This is a genomic window from Methylobacterium mesophilicum (genome assembly GCF_022179445.1).
Taxonomy (GTDB): Bacteria; Pseudomonadota; Alphaproteobacteria; order Rhizobiales; family Beijerinckiaceae; genus Methylobacterium; species Methylobacterium mesophilicum.
Genome location: NZ_BPQU01000041.1, coordinates 14,559 through 34,491 on the forward strand (window position 1 = coordinate 14,559; position 19,933 = coordinate 34,491).

The 19,933-nt window shown below is 71.2% G+C and carries 24 protein-coding genes and 1 tRNA gene; 12 read left to right on the forward strand and 13 right to left on the reverse strand.

The window, feature by feature from the left end; translation table 11 throughout:
- Window positions 1-27 precede the first annotated feature (27 nt).
- The gene (locus tag MFF40_RS25305; RefSeq protein ID WP_238262752.1) at window positions 28-1,905 is read right to left on the reverse strand and encodes a sensor histidine kinase; all 1,878 of its coding nucleotides are present in this window, start codon (window positions 1,903-1,905) and stop codon (window positions 28-30) included.
- Between the two features lie 273 nt (window positions 1,906-2,178).
- On the opposite strand from MFF40_RS25305, the gene MFF40_RS25310 reads away from it, so the two are divergent.
- Window positions 2,179-2,499, forward strand: a complete 321-nt coding sequence (locus MFF40_RS25310) for a hypothetical protein (protein ID WP_147897044.1) — start codon at window positions 2,179-2,181, stop codon at window positions 2,497-2,499.
- 121 nt (window positions 2,500-2,620) lie between these two features.
- Here the strand turns inward: MFF40_RS25310 and MFF40_RS25315 are convergent, their stop codons facing one another.
- The 3 genes from MFF40_RS25315 to MFF40_RS25325 form a co-directional block, all read right to left on the reverse strand.
- Window positions 2,621-3,751 carry a DUF2336 domain-containing protein gene (locus tag MFF40_RS25315; protein WP_238262754.1) on the reverse strand — a complete coding sequence of 377 codons (1,131 nt, stop codon included), beginning with the start codon at window positions 3,749-3,751 and terminating at the stop codon, window positions 2,621-2,623.
- A 123-nt stretch (window positions 3,752-3,874) separates the two neighbouring features.
- A complete protein-coding gene (locus MFF40_RS25320) occupies window positions 3,875-4,231 on the reverse strand; it encodes a hypothetical protein (protein WP_147857782.1) in 357 nt (118 codons plus the stop codon).
- A gap of 71 nt (window positions 4,232-4,302) precedes the next feature.
- Window positions 4,303-4,764 carry a GNAT family N-acetyltransferase gene (locus MFF40_RS25325; RefSeq protein ID WP_147897046.1) on the reverse strand — a complete coding sequence of 154 codons (462 nt, stop codon included), beginning with the start codon at window positions 4,762-4,764 and terminating at the stop codon, window positions 4,303-4,305.
- A gap of 283 nt (window positions 4,765-5,047) precedes the next feature.
- Here MFF40_RS25325 and MFF40_RS25330 point away from each other — a divergent pair, with 283 nt between their 5' ends.
- A complete protein-coding gene (locus tag MFF40_RS25330) occupies window positions 5,048-5,233 on the forward strand; it encodes a hypothetical protein (protein WP_147897047.1) in 186 nt (61 codons plus the stop codon).
- A gap of 147 nt (window positions 5,234-5,380) precedes the next feature.
- On the opposite strand, the gene MFF40_RS25335 is transcribed toward MFF40_RS25330, so the two are convergent.
- Window positions 5,381-5,884 carry a Ros/MucR family transcriptional regulator gene (locus MFF40_RS25335; RefSeq protein ID WP_147855615.1) on the reverse strand — a complete coding sequence of 168 codons (504 nt, stop codon included), beginning with the start codon at window positions 5,882-5,884 and terminating at the stop codon, window positions 5,381-5,383.
- A 381-nt stretch (window positions 5,885-6,265) separates the two neighbouring features.
- On the opposite strand from MFF40_RS25335, the gene MFF40_RS25340 reads away from it, so the two are divergent.
- From MFF40_RS25340 to MFF40_RS25365, 6 genes are all read left to right on the forward strand, one after another.
- Window positions 6,266-6,676 carry a PaaI family thioesterase gene (locus MFF40_RS25340; RefSeq protein WP_147897048.1) on the forward strand — a complete coding sequence of 137 codons (411 nt, stop codon included), beginning with the start codon at window positions 6,266-6,268 and terminating at the stop codon, window positions 6,674-6,676.
- Between the two features lie 71 nt (window positions 6,677-6,747).
- Complete coding sequence (gene hemF / locus MFF40_RS25345) at window positions 6,748-7,680, forward strand: oxygen-dependent coproporphyrinogen oxidase (protein WP_147897049.1); 933 nt, start codon at window positions 6,748-6,750, stop codon at window positions 7,678-7,680.
- A gap of 10 nt (window positions 7,681-7,690) precedes the next feature.
- Window positions 7,691-8,809, forward strand: coding sequence for an ATP-dependent DNA helicase (locus MFF40_RS25350; RefSeq protein WP_147855612.1), 1,119 nt, complete (start codon window positions 7,691-7,693; stop codon window positions 8,807-8,809).
- A gap of 72 nt (window positions 8,810-8,881) precedes the next feature.
- Window positions 8,882-8,971 (forward strand) — tRNA-Ser (locus MFF40_RS25355).
- A 194-nt stretch (window positions 8,972-9,165) separates the two neighbouring features.
- A complete protein-coding gene (locus MFF40_RS25360) occupies window positions 9,166-10,338 on the forward strand; it encodes an alpha/beta hydrolase (protein WP_238262756.1) in 1,173 nt (390 codons plus the stop codon).
- 189 nt (window positions 10,339-10,527) lie between these two features.
- Entirely contained in the window at window positions 10,528-10,710 is a 183-nt protein-coding gene (locus MFF40_RS25365) for a DUF3606 domain-containing protein (RefSeq protein ID WP_147854284.1), read from the forward strand.
- A 110-nt stretch (window positions 10,711-10,820) separates the two neighbouring features.
- On the opposite strand, the gene MFF40_RS25370 is transcribed toward MFF40_RS25365, so the two are convergent.
- From MFF40_RS25370 to MFF40_RS25400, 7 genes are all read right to left on the reverse strand, one after another.
- Entirely contained in the window at window positions 10,821-12,227 is a 1,407-nt protein-coding gene (locus tag MFF40_RS25370; RefSeq protein ID WP_147897051.1) for an amidase, read from the reverse strand.
- A 149-nt stretch (window positions 12,228-12,376) separates the two neighbouring features.
- The gene (locus MFF40_RS25375; RefSeq protein ID WP_147897052.1) at window positions 12,377-13,060 is read right to left on the reverse strand and encodes a type 1 glutamine amidotransferase domain-containing protein; all 684 of its coding nucleotides are present in this window, start codon (window positions 13,058-13,060) and stop codon (window positions 12,377-12,379) included.
- Between the two features lie 102 nt (window positions 13,061-13,162).
- Window positions 13,163-13,405, reverse strand: a complete 243-nt coding sequence (locus MFF40_RS25380) for a hypothetical protein (RefSeq protein WP_147897053.1) — start codon at window positions 13,403-13,405, stop codon at window positions 13,163-13,165.
- Between the two features lie 136 nt (window positions 13,406-13,541).
- Window positions 13,542-14,138 carry a TetR/AcrR family transcriptional regulator gene (locus MFF40_RS25385; RefSeq protein ID WP_238262759.1) on the reverse strand — a complete coding sequence of 199 codons (597 nt, stop codon included), beginning with the start codon at window positions 14,136-14,138 and terminating at the stop codon, window positions 13,542-13,544.
- Between the two features lie 642 nt (window positions 14,139-14,780).
- Window positions 14,781-15,029: a hypothetical protein gene (locus MFF40_RS25390; RefSeq protein WP_147856492.1), complete on the reverse strand. Its 249-nt coding sequence runs from the start codon at window positions 15,027-15,029 to the stop codon at window positions 14,781-14,783.
- Entirely contained in the window at window positions 15,026-15,742 is a 717-nt protein-coding gene (locus MFF40_RS25395; RefSeq protein ID WP_238262761.1) for a Crp/Fnr family transcriptional regulator, read from the reverse strand. Before MFF40_RS25395 ends, MFF40_RS25390 begins: the two co-directional genes overlap by 4 nt.
- Before the next feature lie 215 nt (window positions 15,743-15,957).
- A complete protein-coding gene (locus tag MFF40_RS25400) occupies window positions 15,958-16,131 on the reverse strand; it encodes a hypothetical protein (protein ID WP_238262764.1) in 174 nt (57 codons plus the stop codon).
- A 112-nt stretch (window positions 16,132-16,243) separates the two neighbouring features.
- Between MFF40_RS25400 and MFF40_RS25405 the strand changes: the two genes are divergently transcribed.
- From MFF40_RS25405 to MFF40_RS25415, 3 genes are read left to right on the forward strand one after another with little or no spacing between them, the layout of a single operon-like run.
- On the forward strand, window positions 16,244-16,969 hold the full coding sequence (locus tag MFF40_RS25405; RefSeq protein WP_238262766.1) for an NUDIX hydrolase: 726 nt from the start codon (window positions 16,244-16,246) through the stop codon (window positions 16,967-16,969).
- Window positions 16,970-16,986: 17 nt separating this feature from the next.
- A complete protein-coding gene (locus MFF40_RS25410) occupies window positions 16,987-17,973 on the forward strand; it encodes an SPFH domain-containing protein (protein WP_238262768.1) in 987 nt (328 codons plus the stop codon).
- 12 nt (window positions 17,974-17,985) lie between these two features.
- Window positions 17,986-18,879: an NAD(+)/NADH kinase gene (locus tag MFF40_RS25415; RefSeq protein ID WP_147857808.1), complete on the forward strand. Its 894-nt coding sequence runs from the start codon at window positions 17,986-17,988 to the stop codon at window positions 18,877-18,879.
- A gap of 112 nt (window positions 18,880-18,991) precedes the next feature.
- Here MFF40_RS25415 and MFF40_RS25420 read toward each other — a convergent pair whose 3' ends face one another.
- Window positions 18,992-19,369 carry a hypothetical protein gene (locus tag MFF40_RS25420; RefSeq protein WP_238262770.1) on the reverse strand — a complete coding sequence of 126 codons (378 nt, stop codon included), beginning with the start codon at window positions 19,367-19,369 and terminating at the stop codon, window positions 18,992-18,994.
- Between the two features lie 134 nt (window positions 19,370-19,503).
- Between MFF40_RS25420 and MFF40_RS25425 the strand changes: the two genes are divergently transcribed.
- Window positions 19,504-19,881, forward strand: a complete 378-nt coding sequence (locus tag MFF40_RS25425) for a PH domain-containing protein (RefSeq protein WP_238262772.1) — start codon at window positions 19,504-19,506, stop codon at window positions 19,879-19,881.
- Window positions 19,882-19,933 lie beyond the last annotated feature (52 nt).

The following is a 19,933-nucleotide window of genomic DNA, read 5'->3' on the forward strand; positions in this document are numbered from 1 at the left end:
CGTGTCTCCTTCTCGCGGATCGCTGGCTCAGCCGGCGCGGCGCAGGGCCGGCTCCGACGCGGCGCCGGGTTCCGCGTCGAACAGGCCGAGCGGCAGGCGCACCACCGCCCGGCGGGGGGCGGGCGCGCCGCGCACGGCCGTGCGGATCGGGGCGGGGCCGGCGGCGGCCGCCGGATCCCGGCAGACGGAGGGCAGCGTCACGGTGACGGCGGTCCCGGCACTCGGGGCGCTCTCGATCAGCATGGCGCCGCCGTGCAGGCCGACGAGGCCCTGCACCACCGAGAGGCCGAGGCCGGTGCCCTCGTGCTGGCGCTTGTAGCCGCCGCTCCCGGCCTGGAAGAACGGCGTGCCGAGCTTGGGCAGGTCGCCCTCGCCGACGCCGACGCCGGTGTCGGCGACGACGATCTCCAGGCCATCCGGGCCACGGCGCAGGGACAGGTCGACCCGGCCGCCCCGCGGGGTGAACTTCACCGCGTTCGAGATCAGGTTGATCAGCACCTGCCGGCACGCGCTGGGATCGGCCGTGATCTCGATCGGACCCGGCACGGTGGCCGCCAGCGTGACCCCCGCGGTCTCGGCCTTGAGACGCATCAGGTCGCAGCAGGACTGCACCAGCGCGGCGGCGTCGAACGTCTCCGGCGCGTAGTCGAAGTTGCCGCTCTGGATCCGGCTCATGTCGAGGAGTGTGTTGACGACGCCCAGGAGGTGGTGGCCGGACGAGCCGATGATCCCGGCATATTCCCGGGCCTGGTCCGGGCTGAGGCTGATCGCGCCTTCGCCAGCCAGCACCTCGGAGAAGCCGATGATCGCGTTGAGCGGCGTGCGCAGTTCGTGCGTGACGTTGGCCAGGAACCGCCCCTTGATCGCGTCGGCGCGTTCGGCCTCGGCGCGGGCGCGCTCCAGCTCCTCGGCGTGGCGGTGATGCTCGGTCATGTCGCGGGTCACCGCCACCACCGTCATGGCCGTGTCGTCGGGGCCGTGCGCGATCCGGTGGGCGCGCATCTCGGCATGGATCAGGCGGGCGCCGTCGGGCCGGCCGGCGGCGGGCTCGACATGGAGGCGCAGCGGCAGGGTGGCGGGCCGCCCGCTCGCGGCGACGTCGCTCACCGCCTTGAGGAAGGCCGGCCGGTCGGCGACGTGGACCCGCTCCAGCAGGCCGTGGCCGCGCAGCCGCGCCGCGTCGCTGCCGACCATCCGGCTCGCCGAGACCGACGCCTCCAGCACGCGGCCGTTGCGGTCGTGCCAGGTCACGAGGTCGTCGATCGCCGACAGCAGCAGCCGGTCGCGGGCCTCGTTGTCGCGCAGCCGCTCGCGCCAGGCGCCCTCGTTGCGCATGTGCTCCAGGGCCTGGGCGGCGACGTGGCCGATCGCCGTGATCGCGAAGACTGGAAGGGCGACGCTGGCGGAGATGTCCACCAGCGGGACGGCGCCGCCCCAGGAGCCGAGGAAGACCACCCCGAGGACGCCGAGCACGGCCAGGAATGCCGCGGCGGCGGTGGCCCGCATCGAGCCGGACACCAGCGCCTCGAGCGGGATCGCCACCAGCCAGACCGCTGCCGGGGATGTGGCGCCGCCGGTGAGGCCCGCGAGGCAGACCACCAGACCGGTCAGGCCGGCCGACGAGATCGCGTGCGCCATCCAGAGGCACCCAGTGCGGGCGAGCAGCACGGCGGCCAGCACCGGCAGCAGCAGGCTGGCGATCGCCACCACCTCGATGCCCGACGGCACCCCGCGCCAGAGCAGGTAAGGCGGCAGCGCCGCCATCATCACCACGCCGGTGGCGAGGCGCGACACCAGGAAGCGCTCATGCCGGAACCGGACGCTCGCATCATCCGCCACGGATTCGTGGACGAGCCCCGCGAGACGGTCGTCGAGCAGAGACGTCAGGGCTTTTTTTACAGGCAAGGCTCACACGCGCCGCGGTGAATGCCAATCGACATGTCCCGCGCCTCCGGCTCGACTTCAAAACGACTACCGGACAGTCGCAGGGGCGGCTTAAACGAGTGTTGCGCGACTTGGCCGAATGCGCGGGATGCTTTCCGTAAGGTAACCAGACTTCCGTGCGCGGGCTTCGTTCACCATGGCGCGCGAAAACCCGAACCGGTTGAGGCGGAGTTCACGAAACCGGACGGATTTTCGCGTTCGATAGCGCGCGACATCCGCCACGGAGCCCGCCCGATGACTTTCCTGCTGCGCGCCGCGCTGGTGATCGGCGCGCTCTCGTACTGCGCGCTGCTGCGAACCGGCGCGGATCCGGCCGCGGAGACCCGCAAGCTCGCCGGCGCGGCCGCCGCCGGCGCCCGGAATGCGGTTCCGGCCGCCCTCGACGCGATCCCGGCGGAGACCCGGGACCGGGCGGTGCGTGCGGTGCTGGCCCGGGGCCTGATGGCGGAGTTGAGCCGACGCGCCGGCGTGGACGAGCCCGAGCCGGCCTCGAACGACACGCTGGAAGCCTCCGACCGGCAGCCCGCGTGGCGGGGCCCGTCGGATCCGCGCTGAGATCGGGTTTCCAAAGGGCTGAGCCCTTTGGCGGGGTATCGGGGCGGAGCCTCGATGAAGAAGGGCTCCGCCCTGCACCCGCAAAAGGGCTGAGCCCTTGTGAATCCCTGATTTCGATACCTCAGCCGGCCTCGCCGCCGGTCGCCCGGAAGGCGCGCATCGGCAGGGGCGGGCGCTGTGCCCCGGCGCGCTCGGGGCCCTGGCGCAGCGTCGCCTCGGGACCGTGCAGCGGCTGGTGGGCCTCGCTCCGTCCGCGCTCGGCCAGCGGCGTGTCCAGGATCGCCGCGATCAGGTCCCGGGAGGCCGGACGGCTCACGGTCCGGAACAGGCGCACCAGGCCCGAGACACGCTCGGCCGAGCGCGCCACGCCCTGGTTGAGGGTGAGGAAGATGTAGACCGCCTCCTCCTCGTGCAGGCCGGCGGCGCGCAACCCGAGCGTCAGCAGGTCGTAGCGTGCCCCGGGATCGGTGACGACGGTGAGGAAGTCGTGGGCGATTCCGAGGCTGTCGGCCAGGGCCGCGATGAAGCGCGGGACGTCCTGGGCGGCCGAGAGGCCGGTCAGGGTCTCCCCGAGGCCGCGAGGCGGCGGCGGGCAGGGGCGCAGGGCGGCGGTCGCCTCGACGGTCTGGCCGATCACCTCGCGGCGGATCGGGTCGGCGTGCAGGTAGAGCGGCACGAGGTCGGCGGCCGAGACGTCGGGGCGGGCGAGCAGCCGGTGCGCGAGGTCGGCGACGCCACGGCCGCGGCTCACGAGGCGTGCGAGTGCCGCGCCGCGCAGGGTGACGCCGACATTGGCGGCGAGCGCCAGGTCGATCTCGATGCGACCTTCGCGGGACAACCCGTCGACCGCCTCGCGGCTCAGCCCGACCCGGGTGGCGATGCGGGCGGCGACGTCGGATCCGTCGGCGAGGGCGGCTTCGATCAGGCTGTGGCTCAGGACCGGGGCGAGCGTCACCACCGTGTCGCGCACGGCGCCGCCCCGGAGGGCGAGCGCCTCCAGGACGGCGGGCGGCGTCTCGGGGAAGGGGGCGAGCTTGCGGGCGACAACCTCGGCGGTCTCGTCGTCCACCGTGGGGATCAGGCCGCAGGCGAGGGATTCGAAGATCTCGATCTCGGCCCGGTCCCGGCCGGGTGCCCGAACGAACAGGTCGGTCTGCACCCGGAGGATCACCGGCTTGAGATCGAGATTCTCGATCCGTGCCAATTCGAGGAGCCCGGACAGGTCCGGCGGAGCGTCGACGGATGGGGGCATGAGGATCGGTTTACGCAAGACTGCAGTAAGCTCACGCTAACCGCATCGACGTGAATCGACCTTTAAGCCGCCTCCAGCGGTGCCGTGTCGTCCTGCATCATCCCGGGACCCCGCGGGGATTGGTCAGTGCGTCAGCCAGAGCGATAGGGTCAGCACCACCGCGATCGCCACGATGGCACCCGCGAAGGCCGGCGTGATCCAGGGCGTGCGCTTCTGCATGATCCCGGCCGCGGCCTTTTCGGAGGGCGCGCGCTCGTTCTGCCGCGCCAGGCGGACTTCCTGGGACGTCGGCGGTGCGCCGCCGGCCTCCTCGCAGGTGCCGAGCGGGGCGGCGCCGACATCGACATGGGGAATCTTGTCGCCGGTCCGCCCGCTGTCGATATCGCCCTTGAGCTGCGCCGAGGTCGGGTTGTCCGAATCCGGCGGCGGGTCGGCCTGCAGGTTTCCGGGTGACGGCGGGGTTTCGGATCTCAGCAGCATGGGTGGAACTCCAGTATCTCCGGGTCAACGTCCGATATCCGCTGCCGGCTGCGCCCATGGTGTCGCGGATCTCAAGTCTCGCCGGATCCGCGCTTCAGCAACGGCCGCGCGAGGCTGTGCCCGTCCTCAACGAATCCGGCGGCCTGGCAGAAGGCGCGCAGGTCGTCCTGGCCGGGGCCGGCGCTCAGGACCAGCCGGTCGCACCCGGCCTGCCGCGCCGCCCGCCCGGCCGCCTTCAGCAGCACCCGGCCGATGCCCCGGCGCCGGGACTCCGCCGCGACCATCAGGGTGGTGATCAGGCCCGTCGCCCGGGGCGCCTCCAGGGTGCGGACGGGACTGAGCGCGATCAGGCCGCTCGGCGGGCCCCATTCCACCGCCACCAGGGCCGTGCCGCCGCCGCCCTGAAGCGCGTCGAGCCGGGCCGCCAGGTCCGCCGCGCCGACCGCGACGCCCGCCGCACCCAGGAGATCCGCGAGACCCGGAGCGTCGGACCCCGCGGCGGCGCGGATCTCCAACCCGTAGCGATTGCCCAACCCACGCTCCCGTACCGTGTTGCCGGGCGGTCAACGCGAGCCTTCGCGATCGGTCGCATCCGGTGCGTTTCAGATCCGGCCGCGATCCGCCCCGCCTGCGACGCGGCCCTCCATAACGGGCATGCGCGTCGCGGGGTCGAAAAACGGTCGGCCGCCGCGCCGGCCCGCACCGGACAGGATCACGCGGAGCCGGTCCGGCACCGGACGCGCGGTATCGGCTGCGGAACGGGCGTGCCGTTGGCGGCTTTGCACCGCAGCCGAAAGAGTCATGGGAGTGCGCAGCATGTCGAGCCGGGTGCCGGACCGAACCGAAGACGGGCAGGGCGGCGATGCGCCGGACGCGGGCGGGCGGTCGACCGCGCCCGGCCGTCAGCCCGAGGCCGACAAGCCCGAGAAGAGCGAGGCCGAGAAAGCCGAGACGGAGCGCGCCGCGGGGGACGTGGCCGACGATCTCGCCGACTTCGCCTGACCGGTCGCGACGGGGCGATCCCCGGAACGCAGACATGGTTCGGGCGGCGCACGGGGTGTGCGCCGCCCGAATCATCAGTCGGATCGAGGTTCCGTGATCGAGGCCGCCCGAGACCGGGCGGCTTGCAGGATCAGGCGACGTGCAGGATCAGGCGGTTTCCTTGGCCTTGCGCGGACGGCTCGCCTTCTTCGGCTTCTCGGCCGGCTCCTCCTCGGGCTCCTGCACCGGCGCCGCGGACTTGCGGCGCTGCTGGCCGAGGCCGAGGCTGCGGGCGAGTTCGGACCGCTGGGCCGAGTAGCTGGCGGCCGTCGAGGGGTAGTCCCGCGGCAGGCCGAAGCGCTCGCGATACTGCTCGATGGTCAGGCCGTTGCGCGACAGGTGCCGCTTCAGCGTCTTGTAGGGCTTGCCGTCGATGAACGAGATCAGCGCGTCCGGGGTCACCGACTTGCGGATCTGGGCCGGCGTCGGCTTGTCGGCCGTCTCGGTGACGGCCGCCGCCGGAGCGGAGAGCTTCGCCAGAGCCGCGTGAACGCCGGCCAGGAGCGCGGGCAATTCGCTGATCGGGACGGAATTATTCGAGACATACGCGGACACGATGTCCGACGCCTGCTCGATAAAGGTCTGCTGCTGATCTGTGGCGATGTCGTCCATCGATGTCTCCCTCTATCCGACGGTGGGGCACGGTTCTATCGTCTGTGCAACAAAATCAAGTCGTCGTCGAGAGTTTCCTTACATAATGCGTCGGCCATGAACACGCATATTACTCAAGCCGTCGGTGCAGCTGAAATCGTCGCCCGAGCAACGCGATGGCGGCGAACCGCACTTGAACGAGATCCGGTCCTTGTGGTCCGCGGGCGTTACGCCTTCGGGACGCGCCGATCCTGCGGCGTGGTCTGAGAAAAACGTTGCCCGGTCTCGCAACAAACCCGAAACACGTCGCACGCGGCGGGATCCGGGGCGTGCGCGGGGCACGGGATTGTAGACCGTCGGCCCGATGACGATGTCGGCGGAAGCAGATCTGGGGATAGCGGCGTGGATCAACCATCGGAGCGGGGCACGGTCTTCGGCGCCCACATCCCCTTCGTGGATCATTGCGGGATCGAGGCCCTGGACGTGCGAGAGGGCCGCACCCGGCTGCGCCTCGTCCTGCGGCCCGAGCACGCCAACAACCTCGGCATCGCCCATGGCGGCGTGATCTGCACGCTCCTCGATGTCGCCCTCGGCACCGCCGCCCGCCTGAAGGCCGGGCGGCCCGTGGTGACCCTGGACATGCAGACGCGGTTCCTCGCACCGGGGCGCGGAACCCTGATCGCGGAGGGGCGCGTCACCCGGGCCGGACGCTCGGTGACCTTCTGCGAGGCCGAGATCCGCGACGCGCAGGGCGAGCTGGTGGCGAGCGCCACCGGCCTGCTCAAGCCCGTGGGCGAGGGCGCCCCGCGCTGACGCCGGTTCCGGTCCGGCGAATTGTCGCCCGCCGATTGACGCCCCATCGGCACAGTGGGAAAGCCTATCGCATGACCATGCCGGACGCCGCCCGCGCAGCCCTGACTGCCCCCCTGTCCGAGGCCGACGTGACGGCCATGAAATCCGAGGCCGCGGCCTGGTTCGCGACCCTGCGCGACCACATCCTGGCGGCCTTCGAGACCCTGGAGGCCGAGGCCGAGGGGCCGTTCCATCCGGACGCGCCGACGGCACCGGGCACCTTCGAGAAGACCCCCTGGAGCCGCACCGACCATACCGGCCGGCCCGGCGGCGGCGGCGTCATGGCGATGCTCAAGGGCCGGGTGTTCGAGAAGGCCGGGGTGCACATCTCCACGGTCCACGGCGAGTTCGCCCCGGAATTCCGCGCCCAGATGCCCGGCGCCGCCGAGGATCCGCGCTTCTTCGCCACCGGCATCTCGCTGATCGCGCATCCGTGGAACCCGCATGTGCCGACGGTGCACATGAACACCCGCTTCGTGGTGACCACGAAGGCGTGGTTCGGCGGCGGCGCCGACCTCACGCCGGTCCTGGTGCGGCGGCGCAGCCAGGACGATCCGGACAGCCGGCACTTCCACGCCTGCCTGGAGCGCGCCTGCGCAGCCCACGGCGTCGACCATGCGGCCTACAAGGCGTGGTGCGACGAATACTTCCATCTCAAGCACCGCAACGAGCCCCGCGGCATCGGCGGTATCTTTTACGACTATCGCTGGAGCGGAGATCCGCAGGCGGATCTGGCCTTCACGCGCGACGTCGGCCGCGCCTTCCTGGAAGCCTATCCGAAAATCGTCCGCGACAACGTCCGCAACGCCTGGACCGAGGCCGACCGCGAGGAGCAGCAGGTCCGGCGCGGGCGCTACGTCGAGTTCAACCTGCTCTACGACCGGGGCACGATCTTCGGGCTGAAGACCGGCGGCAACGTCGCCTCGATCCTGTCGTCCCTGCCGCCCACCGTGCGCTGGCCATGAGGGCGTTCCGTTGAGCGCCGGGCTGCCGTCGGCTTTCGCGCCCCAGCAGGATGCGGCGCTGAAGGCCATCGCCGCCTGGCGGAAGGCGGGCGGAAGCCAGGTGTTCCGGCTGTTCGGCTATGCCGGCACCGGCAAGACCACGCTGGCCCGCCGGATCGCCGAGGATGTCGACGGCACCGTGGTGTACGGCGCCTTCACCGGCAAGGCGGCCTCGGTGATGCGCCAGAAGGGCTGCTACGACGCCGCCACGATCCACTCGCTGATCTACCGCACCAAGGAGGCGGAGGAGGGCGGCCCGACCTTCACGCTGAACCGCTCGGGCCCGGCCGCGAAGGCCGACCTCATCATCATCGACGAGTGCTCGATGGTCGATTCCGACCTCGGCAACGACCTGCTGTCCTTCGACCGGCCGGTCCTGGTGCTGGGCGACCCCGCGCAGCTGCCCCCCGTGCGCGGCGGCGGCTTCTTCACGGAGGCCGAGCCCGACGTGATGCTCACCGAGGTGCACCGGCAGGCCAAGGACGACCCGATCGTGCGCATGGCCATGACCGTGCGCGAGGGCGGACGGCTGGAACTCGGCACCTACGGGCAGAGCCGGATCGTCTCCCGGCGCACGCTGGACCCGGCCGAGGTGCTGGAATGCGACCAGGTCCTGGTCGGCCTCAACAAGACCCGCCGCCTCTACAACAACCGGCTCCGCGAACTCGCCGGCCACACCGACCCGATGCCGGCGGTGGGCGAGAAGCTGGTGTGTCTCCGCAACGACCGGGTGAAGGGCCTGCTCAACGGCTCGACCTGGACGGTGCAGGCCCTGCGCGCGCCGCCGCGCCCGGACCTGATCCGCCTCGACGTCGTCCCCGAGGACGACCCAGCGCTGCGCCGCCGCGCCACCGACATCAAGGTGCTGCGCGCGATGATCACCGGGAGCGACGAGGAGATCCCGCTGTTCCTGCGCCGCGAGACCGATGAGTTCACCTACGGCTACGCGCTGACCGTCCACAAGGCGCAGGGCTCGCAATGGGACCGGGTGACCCTGTTCGACGAATCCTACGCCTTCCGCGAGCACCGCGCCCGCTGGCTCTACACCGGCCTCACCCGGGCCGCGCAGGCGATCACGATCGTGGTCTGACCGGCCCACGCCGCCGCTTGTGAAGCCCGACCCCGCGTGCTACGCACCGCCCGTCTCATTGAGGCACCTCGCGGAGAGGTGGCAGAGCGGTTGAATGCACCGCACTCGAAATGCGGCATGCCTGCAAGGGCATCGGGGGTTCGAATCCCCCCCTCTCCGCCAGTCGGATTCCATAAGCCGATGCTCTGAACGGAAAGAGCGTCGCGGCAACAATCGCCGCCCCAGGCTGTAATCCAGGTCTTGAAGTAGCGTGTGCCGGCTCGTTTCCGATGTTGCCGGACAACGTGGCAGGTTCCGCGCGAGGGCTGACGCCAAACCGCGTTCGGCGCGGACAGCGGGCAGCAGTGGGCTTGGACATGACTGCACCGGACCTGCCGCCGCTGGACGCGGCCGTCCTCCCCGCGGGCATCCGCGCGCGCTTCGTCGCGGGTGTGAACGGCCTGCGCATGCATGTGCTGGAGGCCGGACACGGGGAGCCCGGCCGGCCCTGTCTTCTGCTGCTGCACGGCTTTCCCGAGTTGGCCTATTCCTGGCGCAAGGTGATGCCGGCCCTCGCGGAGGCCGGGTATCACGTCGTCGCCCCAGACCAGCGTGGCTACGGGCGTACCGCCCCGGGGCCGGTGGCCTACGAGGCCGACCTCGCGCCCTTCCGCATGCACAACCTGCTCCTCGACGTGCTCTGCCTGCTCGGGGCACTCGGCCGGGAGCGGGTCGCGGCGGTGATCGGGCACGATTTCGGCGCCTGGGTCGCGGGCTTCTGCGCCCTGGCCCGGCCCGACGTGTTCGGATCGGTCGTCCTGATGAGCGCGCCGTTCGTGGGGGCACCCACCCGCGACGCCCTGGCGGACAGCCTGACTCCGCCCGCACAGGATCCGATCCACGCGGCTCTGGCCGGTCTGCCGCGCCCGCGCGCGCACTACCACCGCTACTTCGCCTCCCCGGCCGCGGCACCCGACATGGACGGCAGCCCGACACAGGTTGCCGCGTTCCTGCGCGCCTACTTCCATCACAAGAGCGCCGACTGGCCGGGCAACCCGCCGCATCCGCTCTCGGGCTGGACGGCCGAGGCCCTCGCCGAGATGCCGACCTACTACGTCATGGACCTCGGCCGGAGCATGCCCGCGACGGTGGCGCCCGAAGGGCCGGAGGACGGGGGCGCCGGCTGCGCGTGGCTCACCGATCGGGAACTCGGCGTCTACGCGACGGAGTATGCGCGCACCGGCTTCCAGGGCCCCCTGCAGGGCTATCGCTGCCGCATGGATGGGAGCCTCGCGCGCGATCTCGGGCGGTTCGCGAGTCGGCGCATCGAGGGGCCGGCGCTTTTCGTGGCCGGGCGTCGCGACTGGGGTCCGTTTCAGGCACCGGGCGCCTTGGAGCGGATGGGCACGCGGGCCTGCGCCGATTTCCTCGGCTGCCATGTCGTGGAGGGGGCCGGACATTGGGTCCAGCAGGAGCAGCCGCAGGCCGTCTCCGACCTGCTGCTCGCGTTCCTCCGGTCTCACGCGGCCGGACCGGCCCTCCGGGCTTGATCGCGCGCCGCGTCGCACTCGAGATAGGCCCGCCGCGCGTTCGCCGCCTCGGTCGCACCCGGCGGCGCACCGAGGGGCGGAATGGGCCTGGGCAGCGCTGCGATTTCCCCGCATGTCTCGCGCCCGCCCCCGGGAGGTCCGTCGCGCGCCGCCTCCCGAACCGCAATCACCGACACGACAGGATTTCCCATGGCCGGCCTCAAGGACAAGCGTGGCTTCATCGATAAGGACCGGCTCGATCTATCGGAACGCAAGGCCATCGAGTTCTGGATGAAGCGCTGGGGCGTCACCCAGGACCAGCTGATCGCGGCGCACCGGAAGGTCGGCCGGATGACGAAGGACATCGCCGTCGAGCTGGGCAAGAAGCGGTAGGCGCACACGCGCCCCGACGGGACAGCTCGTCGGGTCGGGGCGTCGATCGGGAGTCGGAGGCAGCATCCGGCTTCGTGAAGGCCATCCCGCAGGACGCACGCCACGGCGCCCTACAGGCTCGGGCGCAGCCCGCGCACCGGGCTCGCGGCCTCCAGCAGCGTGGCGACGTGCAGGATGGTCGACTCGGCCTGCCAGCTCGCCACGACCTGGACGTTGATCGGCAGGCCCTCGCCGCTCGTCCCGAACCGCATCGACAGGCCGGGCAGGCCGGTGACGTTCAGCGGCACCGTCGCGCCTTGGAGGTAGGTGGCGTCGACGGTCTGCCCGTCGATGACGAACGCGGTGACGCCGTGCTTGTGGGCCGGGATCGGCAGGACCGGGGTGATCAGCGCGTCGTAGCGCCGGAAGTACGCGGCATAGCCGTCCCGCAGCCGCTCCGCCGCCTGCTCGGCCGCGATGTAGTCGTCCATCGACGAGTCCGGGAGCGCCAGCATGGTCTTGGCCATCGTATACATCTGGTCCTCGTGCCCGGCGGTCGCCTCCCGGAAGGCCGGCTTCATCTCCATGACGTGGAGCGTGTTGAACACGTCGAGGGCGAAGTCGCGCTCCAGCGCCGGGATGCGCACGGCCTCCACGACGCAGCCCGCGCCCTTGAGCGCCTCGGCCGCGGCCCGGACGGTGGCGGCGACCTCCGGATCGATCGGGCCGAAGCCCGGCTCGACCAGCCAGCCCACCCGCAGCGGACGGCCGGGCGCGGTGCCGAGGCCGGCATCGGCGGCGACGGTGCGGGACGCGTAGCCGTCCTCGCCGTCGGGCCCGGACAGGAGCGAGAAGGCCAGGGCGAGGTCCCGGATCGAGCGGGCCATCGGGCCGACATGCCAGAAGCGCCGCGGCGCGCGGGGCCAGATCCCGGTCATCGGCACCCGCCCGTGGGTCGCCTTCAGCGAGACGATGCCGGTCTGGGCGGCCGGGCCCCGGACCGAGATGGCGAGGTCGGTGCCGAGGCCGAGCGGCGACATGCCCGCCGCGATGGCCGCCGACTCGCCCCCGCTCGACCCGCCGGGCGTCCGCTCCAGGTCCCAGGGGTTGTTCGAGCGACCGGAGAGCAGGTTGTCGCTCTCGATCCAGTAGGAGAATTCCGGCAGGTTGGTCTTGGCCAGCAGGATCGCCCCGGCGGCCTTGAGGCGGGCGACGCTCGTGGCATCCGTGGCGGGGATGCGGCCCCTGAAGATCGGCGAACCGCGCTGGGTCGGGACGCCGGCGGTGTCGATCGAATCCTTCACGGTGAACGGCACCCCGTGCAGGGGCCCGATCTCACCGCCGGCCAGGATCGCGGCCTCGGCCGCGCGGGCGCCGTCGAGCGCATCCTCCGCCACGGTGACGATGGCGTTGACCTTGGGATCGACGGCCGCGATGCGGTCGAGATGGGCCTGCATGACCTCCACGGGCGAGACCTGGCGGGTGCGGATCAGCGCGGCGAGCTGTGTCGCGTCCGAGAAGACGATGTCGGTTGTCATGAGCCGGTGTCCTTCGCGATGGATGTCGAGGATGGGAGGCGCCTGCCGCGGCGCGGGCCTCTGCCGGGCCGGGGCGCATCGCCCCGGGGCCGGTCGCCGACCGCGCGGATGCGCGGCCGGACGGTGTGCCGCGACGGAAAGCGGTGTCGTCAGCCGTTCGCGAGCTGCGCGAGGAGACGCGCGGCGGCGGGCTCGGACGAGGCCGGGTTCTGGCCGGTGATCAGCAACCCGTCGGCCACCACGTACGGCGCCCAGTCATCGCCCCTGGAGAACCGGCCGCCGTTGCGCCGGAGTTCGTCCTCGACCAGGAACGGCACCACCCGGGTGAGGCCGACGGCCTCCTCCTCGGTGTTCGTGAACCCGGTCACCGCCTTGCCCTGGACGAGGGGCGTCCCGTCGGGGGCCTTCGCGTGGCGCAGGGCGCCGGGGGCATGGCAGACGAGGGCGACGGGCTTGCCGGCTTCCAGTGTCGTCTCGATCAGCTTGATCGAGGCCGGGTCCTCGGCGAGGTCCCAGAGCGGACCGTGGCCGCCCGGATAGAACACGGTGTCGAACGCCTCATGGGAGACGGCATCGAGCCGGGTCGTGGTCTCCAGCGCCGCCAGCGCGTCCGCGTCCGCCTCGAAGCGGCGCGTCGCGTCCGTCTGCGCGCCCGGCTCGCTGCTCTTGGGGTCCAGCGGCGGCCGTCCCCCCTGGGGCGAGGCCAGCACGATCTCGGCGCCGGCATCCTTGAACACGTAATAGGGCGCGGCGAGCTCTTCCAGCCAGAAGCCGGTCTTGCGGCCGGTGTCGCCGAGCCGATCGTGGGAGGTCAGCACCATCAGGATCTTCATCGTCGTTCTCCGTGATCGTCCAGGTTGGAGGGGGGCGTCCGGCGGCCGATCGACCGATCGGTCGGCCCGGATTTCAAATGGGTCGGGGACGCCGAGGCGGCGTCAGTGCGCCTTCGCCGGGTCGTCCGCGCGCTGCTCTTGTGCCGGTGCCGCCTCCACCGGCCGAAGCTGCGGGTTCACGTGGCGGCCGTCGTCGAGCCTGCTGCTGGCCATGCGGACGGCGCCGATGGTCTCCAGGGTGATCCGCTCCTGCGCCGTGGCCGCGGAGCTGCCGAGGAGGGCGGCGCTGATCAACCCGGCGGTGACGAGGGCGGGGAGGGCCGAAATCTTCGTTCCGTGGGGCATGAGCGCGCTCCTTGCGTGGTGTCCGGACCTCCACGGGTCCGGGGAGGCTTCATCGTTTCTATGAGTAGACCAGTCGTCTTTAATTCGGGCACAGGCACGCGTGGTTCGGCCGCCCGTGTCGATCCTCGGGCTCGCGTCAGGCGAGTCCGAGGATCTGTCGCGTGGTCGTCATCGCGGCCTCGAACGGCGCGTCGGTCCGCACGATCTTCGCCATCAGGCTCGCGCCGAGCCAGACGTGATAGAGCGCCTCGGCGGTGGCGTGCGGCGCGCCCGCGACCTTCAGCGAGCCCTCCGCGGCCCCCGCCTCGATCGCCCGGGCCAGCCGCTCGATGATCCCGGCGGTCCCGCCCTTGAGGGCGAGCCGCATCGCCTCGGACAGGTCCGAGACCTCCGCGGCGAGCTTCACCGCCAGGCACTTGCGCTGATAATCGACGCTCCCCTGCGTCGCCTGCCACTTGCGCCAGTAGTTCATCAGGCGCTCGGCATGGTTGGTCCCCGGCTCCGCGAGGGTCGCATCCAGCGCGGCGAGGTAGCTTTCGAAGTAATCGGCCAGAAGTGCCTCGCCGAACGCCTCCTTCGAGCCGAAGTAATGGTAGAACGAGCCCTTCGGCACCCCGGCCGAAACCAGGATCTCGTTGAGCCCCACCCCGGAAAACCCCTTCGCGCCCACCAGACCGTAGGCGGTGTCGAGGATCTCCTGCCGGGTGTCGGTATGTGCGTTGAGGCGTGCCATGACGCTGAGATAGCCTTGATTAGACCGGTCGTCTAGTGCGGAAGTGCATGTTTTTTCGTTCAGGCTCCGGTTGGCTCCCGGTGAAGCGCATCCGTGGTGGTTGCCGCCGCACGCCAATTCAGGCCGCGGCGGCCCGCCCCTTCGATGGCAAGGTCCGACAGCTGCTCCTCGCCCGACCACGCCCGGCGCGGATCGCATTCAGACGACCAGCCCTTTCAAGGTGTTTGCAGCGGCGGTCGGCATCGGACTGTCCCGCTTGGCTGGTGAGCCCTGGACTTTGCAGAGGCCATTCTGAAAACAGCCTCGTCATCCCGGGCCGCGAAGCGGAAACCCGGGATCCGTGGAGGAAGGATCGCTTTCTGCGACCCATCTCCTGCTTCCGTGCCACCGTTTCGGCTGTCACCCGAGCAGATCACGCGCCTCCCTTTCCCGGTCAGGTGAAGCGCAGCGGAACCTGATCCGGGACCCAGCACACGAAGCGCCGCGCCAGCGGCACGGGTTGATCGAACGGACGCTGCGCGCCGTCGTGTGCTGGGTCCCGGGTCGCATTCCGCTGACGCTGCATGCGCCCGGGAAAAGGGCCGTGCAGACCGGCTCAACGCCCTATCCTGGCTCTCAGCCAAACACCTCGAAGGGGCTGATTCAGACGACCTGCAAACCAAGTCGCCCGCAGATCCAGTCTTGCGCCGCATCGATGTCGGCGAAGGTCGGCGGGCACGGATCGTCCACCATGCCGAACCCGGCCTCGAGGAACCACTTGCCGGCATCGGCCTCGTGCATCTCCGAGAGTCGCACCAGGACCGCGACGAGGAAGCCTTCGTGGAAGACGAGCTGGCTCTCCTGATCCTCGCTCCCGGTGCCGACCTGCACGGGTTGAAGGCGTAGGCTCATGCCGCGTCCCTCCCTCCGAGATGCAGGTAGTTCGGCTTGAACTCGGCGAACGCCTCCAGACCCACGAGATCCAAGATCGTCACCTGCTGCCCCGAGAACGCGATCAGGCCGCGCCGCTGCAGGCTGGTCAGGACGCGGTTGACGTGTACGGCGGCCAGCCCGATGGTGTCGGCCATGTCATCCTGGGTGATCGGAAGCGCGTAGCTCTGGCCCTGGCCGGCCGTGCGGCCGACGGCGCGCAGCCGCAACAGCAATTCGCAGAGCAGATGCGCGATGCGCTCGTCCGCGGAGCGGCGGCCGATATTGACCAGCCATTCGCGCAGGGTCGCCTCGTCCACCAGGGTCGCCAGCCGCAGGGCGTGGGTGATGCCGGGATGGCGGTCGAGCAGGCCCTGGATGGTGTCGAGGTCGATCCGCACCACGTGACACGTGGAGAGTGTGCCGATCGCATGGTCCATGGCCTTCAGCAGCGCCACGTCGAGGTCGCAGTAATCGCCCGGAACCAGGTAGGCCATGATCTGGCGCGCGCCGCTCGCCCGGAGCTTGTAGCGGCAGGCGATGCCGTCGAGGATCAGGTAGACGCCGTCCGGCTTGTCGCCCTCCCGGATCAGGGCGGTCCCGGGCTCGACGACCTGCGGGTTCGCGCTGATCCGCTGCAGAACGTCCTTGTCGTCCCCCGAGAGCTTGGCGAGGCTCTCGAGCTTCGCGATCAAAGGATTGTTCGTTGCCCCGGCGGGAGGATTCGCGCCGCCGCCGGCATCCGTCCTGTCGTCGTCCTGCATCGCCTCTCACCTGGGTCACACACGGGGATACGATCCCGTATTCGCCATCCGGCAGGGCTTTTTAGATCAGCGTTTGGTCCATCGATACCCTGTCCAACGGTCGCAATACGAAGTGTCGGATATCGCACACGGGGGGAGCCGCTCGATCAGGCCTGCCCGCCGCGGGTCTCCCGATGCGCGAGCACAGCCTTCGCCGGGTAGAACATCGCGTGGCCGTTCGTGGCGACGATGACCGCCCGTTCCGTATCGGAGCTGCCGTCCGGCGCGGCCTCCAGAGCGACCCGCCGCCCTTGGCCGCCGGAGCGAGGCGGACAAGCCACGCTGCGCTCGGCAACTCTGGGTGCAGTCTCCCTTCCAGTCTGAATCGGCTCGGTCCTTGACTTATGCGCAATCTGCGTTTTAGTTATGCTCAAGTTGAGCATAGTTGACGCCATGACCGAGCCCGAGTTCCTCGCCGGATACGACCCCGCCGCCTACGCGCGGCCGGCGCTCGCCGTCGATCTGGTCCTGCTGGGCCTGTGCGCCGGCCGCCTGACCGCGCTCCTGACGGAGCGCACGCAGCATCCCCATGCCGGCCGCTGGGCGCTGCCGGGCGGTTTCGTCGGCATCGCCGAGACCCTGGACGCGGCGGCCGGGCGGGTCCTGCGGGAGAAGGTCGGGATCCCGCAAGCGCGCCTCGAACAGCTCTACACCTTCGGCGCCCTGGATCGCGATCCGCGCATGCGCATCGTCTCCGTGGCCCACCTGGCGCTGCTGCCGGAGCGGACCTTCGCGGAGGCGCTCGCGGGCGGACGGGGCCTGACGGCCGCGACCGTCGCGGTGCCCTGGGAGGGCGAGGCCGGCGGCCCCGTCTCGGCCCTGCCGGAGGACGGGGAACCGCTCGCGCTGGCCTTCGACCATGCCGACATCCTGGCGCTCGCCGTGCTGCGGCTGCGCGGCAAGCTCGACTATTCGGACGTCGCCTTCGCGCTCCTGCCGGAGACCTTCACCCTCCGGCAGCTCCAGGACGTGCACGCGGCGATCCTGGGTACGCCGCTGAACAAGCCCGCCTTCCGCCGCCGCATGCTCGACCGCGGCTGGCTGGAGCCGACCGGCATGCGCGAGGCCGGCACGGCGTTCCGCCCGGCCGAGCTCTATCGGTTCCGAACGTCCCGTTGACCCGCCAGGAGGACATCATGGCTACGATCCGCAACATCGGCCTGATCGCCCAGCTGAGGAGCGAGGCGAGCCGCCACGTCATCCGCTACAGCGGCGGCCGCGTCCGCCAGAGCGGCCGGGGACTGGTCTTCTGGTTCAGGCCCGAGACCGCCAGCATCAGCGAGGTGCCGGTCGACGACCGCGAGATGACGCTGTTCGTGCGCGGCCGCAGCCGGGACTTCCAGACGGTCGCGGTGCAGGGGACGGTCGGCTGGCACGTCGTCGATCCCGAACTGCTGGCACGCCGGGTCGATTTCTCGATCAACCTCGCCACCGGCCGCCTGCAGGGCGAGCCGATCGAGCAGATCGAGGCGCGCCTCAGCGGCATCGCCGGCCAGGCGGTCCTGCAGTATCTCGGCGCCGCGCCGATCGGCGCCCTGCTCGATGCGGGCCCCGAGCCGCTGCGGGTGATCCTCGAGGCGGTCCTGGCATCGGCCCCGGCGCTCGCAGAGATCGGGGTCGCGGCGGTGTCCGTGCGGCTCACCAACCTCGCACCCACCAGCGAGCTGGAACGCGCCCTGCAGACGCCGACCTACGAGGCGCTGCAGCAGAAGGCCGACGAGGCGACCTTCGCCCGCCGCGCCCTCGCGGTCGAGAAGGAGCGGGCCATCGCGGAGAACGAACTCGCGACCAAGACCGAGCTGGCCCGGCGCGAGACGCTCCTGATCGTGCAGGAGACGCAGAACGCCCGCGACCGGGCGGCCGGCCTCGCCGAGGCCCAGGGGCTCGAGGCGGCGGCCGAGGCCGAGCGGATCCGGCTCGTCGAGGGCGCCCGCGCCGAGGCCGAGCAGCAGCGCGCCGCGATCTACCGCGACATGCCGCCCGCCGTGCTGCTCGGGCTCGCCGCACGGGAATTCGCCGGCAAGCTCGACACGATCGAGCACCTCAACGTCACGCCCGACCTGCTCGCGGCGGCCCTGGGCGAATTCCGCCGGGCCGTGCCGCTGCCGGCCGCGACGCGCTGAGGGGGGCGGGCCATGGCAGGGGTCACGCCCCGGGTGGTCTTCGTGATCCGCGATACCGATTACGAGCTGCTGCTGATCCGGCACGCGACCCGCGGCCAGGTCCGGTTCTTCCTGGAGAGCCGCGGGCAGTCGATCGCGGAGATCGAGGACCGCCACGCGCGGGCCCACGCGGTCCTCGCGCAGGCCCGCGCGTGCGTGCCGACGGAGTGGCGCCAGGCGCTGGTGCGGCGCCCCGACCTCGACCGCTTCCTGTTCGCCCCCGAGGACGTCGTGGTCGCGGTGGGCCAGGACGGGCTCGTGGCCAACGTCGCGAAGTATCTCGACGGGCAGCCGGTGGTCGGCGTCAATCCGGCGCCCGACCTCTATGACGGCATCCTGGCGCGCGCCCCGGTGGAGCGGCTGGGGGCGCTGCTGCCGGCCAGCGTCGCCGGAGCCGCGCGGATCGAGCGCCGCACCATGGTGCAGGCGGTGCTCGACGGCGGCGCGCGGCTGCTGGCGCTGAACGAGATCTTCGTCGGCCACCGCAGCCACCAATCCGCGCGCTACCGGATCGCGGATCGCGGCCGGGCGGAGGACCAGTCGTCGAGCGGCCTGATCGTGGCGTCCGGGACCGGCCTGACCGGCTGGGCCCGGTCGATCAGCGACGCGACCCACATCGCCCTCGATGTCGGCGTCGAGGAGGCGGCGGTCGGCTACTGGGTGCGCGAGCCGTTTCCGAGCGTCGCCACCGCGACGGGCCTGCGCGCGGGCAAGCTCGCCGCCGATTCCCTCACCGTGACGTCGCGGATGAACGAGGGCGGCGTCGTGTTCGCCGACGGGATCGAGCAGGATTTCCTCGCCTTCGACTGGGGGCGGCGCGTGGACATCGCCCCCGCCGCCCGGACCCTCAACCTCGTCGTCGCCTGAGATCGCGGGCCGAGTCCGGGGCGGGCGGCGTCACCGGCCCAGCGCACGCGGCCCTCGTCGAGACGCCGGCAACCGGGCGGGGCAACGCGTCGGGGCGCGCGCCGCCGTCGCGTCATGCGGCGACCGGCCTGACCACCACGTCCTCGGCGTCGACAAGGGTCGCCATGACGCCGGACTGGATCCGAGCGAAGACCGCGTCGGGATCGCCCATGCTCTGCATCAGGACGGCGCACGAGAGGGCGATGACGTGCGGGGTGCGGTCAGGCCCTTCGGCGAGGAACGCGCGGATCGCATCGACCAGGGATGCGTCCGGGTCCTCCTCCGGCAGGGTGCTCAGGACGTGCGCGCAATCCTGCCGCAGCGACGCCAACGCGGTGTCCACCACCGAGACCCAGTGCCGGGCCTGGTCGTGGATGAGCCAGCGCACCGACCCCTCGGCCACCGGGGCCAGTCCCGCGAGATAGCGCCGAGCGGCTGCGTCATCGAACATGGCGTGGGCTTTAGCGCCCGCCCTCCGAAACGCCAACGCGTCGGATGACCGGTTCGGACTGCCGGCCTGTTGCCGGCGCGGGACCCGGGCGGCATGGTGTCGGCCCCGGAACAGGCGAAGCGAGCATTCGAGCCATGGGTCTGCTGGACGGATTGCTGGGACACGGCGTCGAAGTCGACGCCGCCTCCCTCGAGCGGCGGCTCGCGGGCATCCTGATCGACGGCGAGACGGCGCGCCTGGCGTTCAAGATCATCCGGGACGTGTTCGTGTTCACGGAACGCCGGATCATCCTGATCGACGTGCAGGGCGTCACCGGCAGCAAGGTCGAATTCACCTCGATTCCCTACCGGGCGGTGGTCCGCTTCTCGGTGGAGACGGCCGGCACCTTCGATCTCGATGCCGAGCTCAAGATCTGGGTCTCGGGCACGCCGCAGCCGATCGAGCGCACCCTGAAGAAGGGCGCCGACGTGCGCGGCATCCAGCGCGCCCTGGCCGAGGGCGTGCTGCGCTAGGGTCTGGACTCGATCAGCACCAGAACGCGATGACGGCGGCGAGAGCGAGGGC

Coding starts and splice junctions, on each gene's coding strand:
- MFF40_RS25375 (WP_147897052.1), bottom strand. CDS start 13,060: ATGAAGATCCTGATGGTGCTGACCTCCCACGATCGGCTCGGCGACACC.
- MFF40_RS25415 (WP_147857808.1), top strand. CDS start 17,986: ATGGCAGGGGTCACGCCCCGGGTGGTCTTCGTGATCCGCGATACCGAT.
- MFF40_RS25405 (WP_238262766.1), top strand. CDS start 16,244: ATGACCGAGCCCGAGTTCCTCGCCGGATACGACCCCGCCGCCTACGCG.
- MFF40_RS25385 (WP_238262759.1), bottom strand. CDS start 14,138: ATGGCACGCCTCAACGCACATACCGACACCCGGCAGGAGATCCTCGAC.
- MFF40_RS25365 (WP_147854284.1), top strand. CDS start 10,528: ATGGCCGGCCTCAAGGACAAGCGTGGCTTCATCGATAAGGACCGGCTC.
- MFF40_RS25360 (WP_238262756.1), top strand. CDS start 9,166: ATGACTGCACCGGACCTGCCGCCGCTGGACGCGGCCGTCCTCCCCGCG.
- MFF40_RS25370 (WP_147897051.1), bottom strand. CDS start 12,227: ATGACAACCGACATCGTCTTCTCGGACGCGACACAGCTCGCCGCGCTG.
- MFF40_RS25420 (WP_238262770.1), bottom strand. CDS start 19,369: ATGTTCGATGACGCAGCCGCTCGGCGCTATCTCGCGGGACTGGCCCCG.
- MFF40_RS25335 (WP_147855615.1), bottom strand. CDS start 5,884: ATGGACGACATCGCCACAGATCAGCAGCAGACCTTTATCGAGCAGGCG.
- MFF40_RS25390 (WP_147856492.1), bottom strand. CDS start 15,029: ATGAGCCTACGCCTTCAACCCGTGCAGGTCGGCACCGGGAGCGAGGAT.
- MFF40_RS25320 (WP_147857782.1), bottom strand. CDS start 4,231: ATGCTGCTGAGATCCGAAACCCCGCCGTCACCCGGAAACCTGCAGGCC.
- hemF (WP_147897049.1), top strand. CDS start 6,748: ATGACCATGCCGGACGCCGCCCGCGCAGCCCTGACTGCCCCCCTGTCC.
- MFF40_RS25425 (WP_238262772.1), top strand. CDS start 19,504: ATGGGTCTGCTGGACGGATTGCTGGGACACGGCGTCGAAGTCGACGCC.
- MFF40_RS25315 (WP_238262754.1), bottom strand. CDS start 3,751: ATGCCCCCATCCGTCGACGCTCCGCCGGACCTGTCCGGGCTCCTCGAA.
- MFF40_RS25330 (WP_147897047.1), top strand. CDS start 5,048: ATGTCGAGCCGGGTGCCGGACCGAACCGAAGACGGGCAGGGCGGCGAT.
- MFF40_RS25310 (WP_147897044.1), top strand. CDS start 2,179: ATGACTTTCCTGCTGCGCGCCGCGCTGGTGATCGGCGCGCTCTCGTAC.
- MFF40_RS25380 (WP_147897053.1), bottom strand. CDS start 13,405: ATGCCCCACGGAACGAAGATTTCGGCCCTCCCCGCCCTCGTCACCGCC.
- MFF40_RS25410 (WP_238262768.1), top strand. CDS start 16,987: ATGGCTACGATCCGCAACATCGGCCTGATCGCCCAGCTGAGGAGCGAG.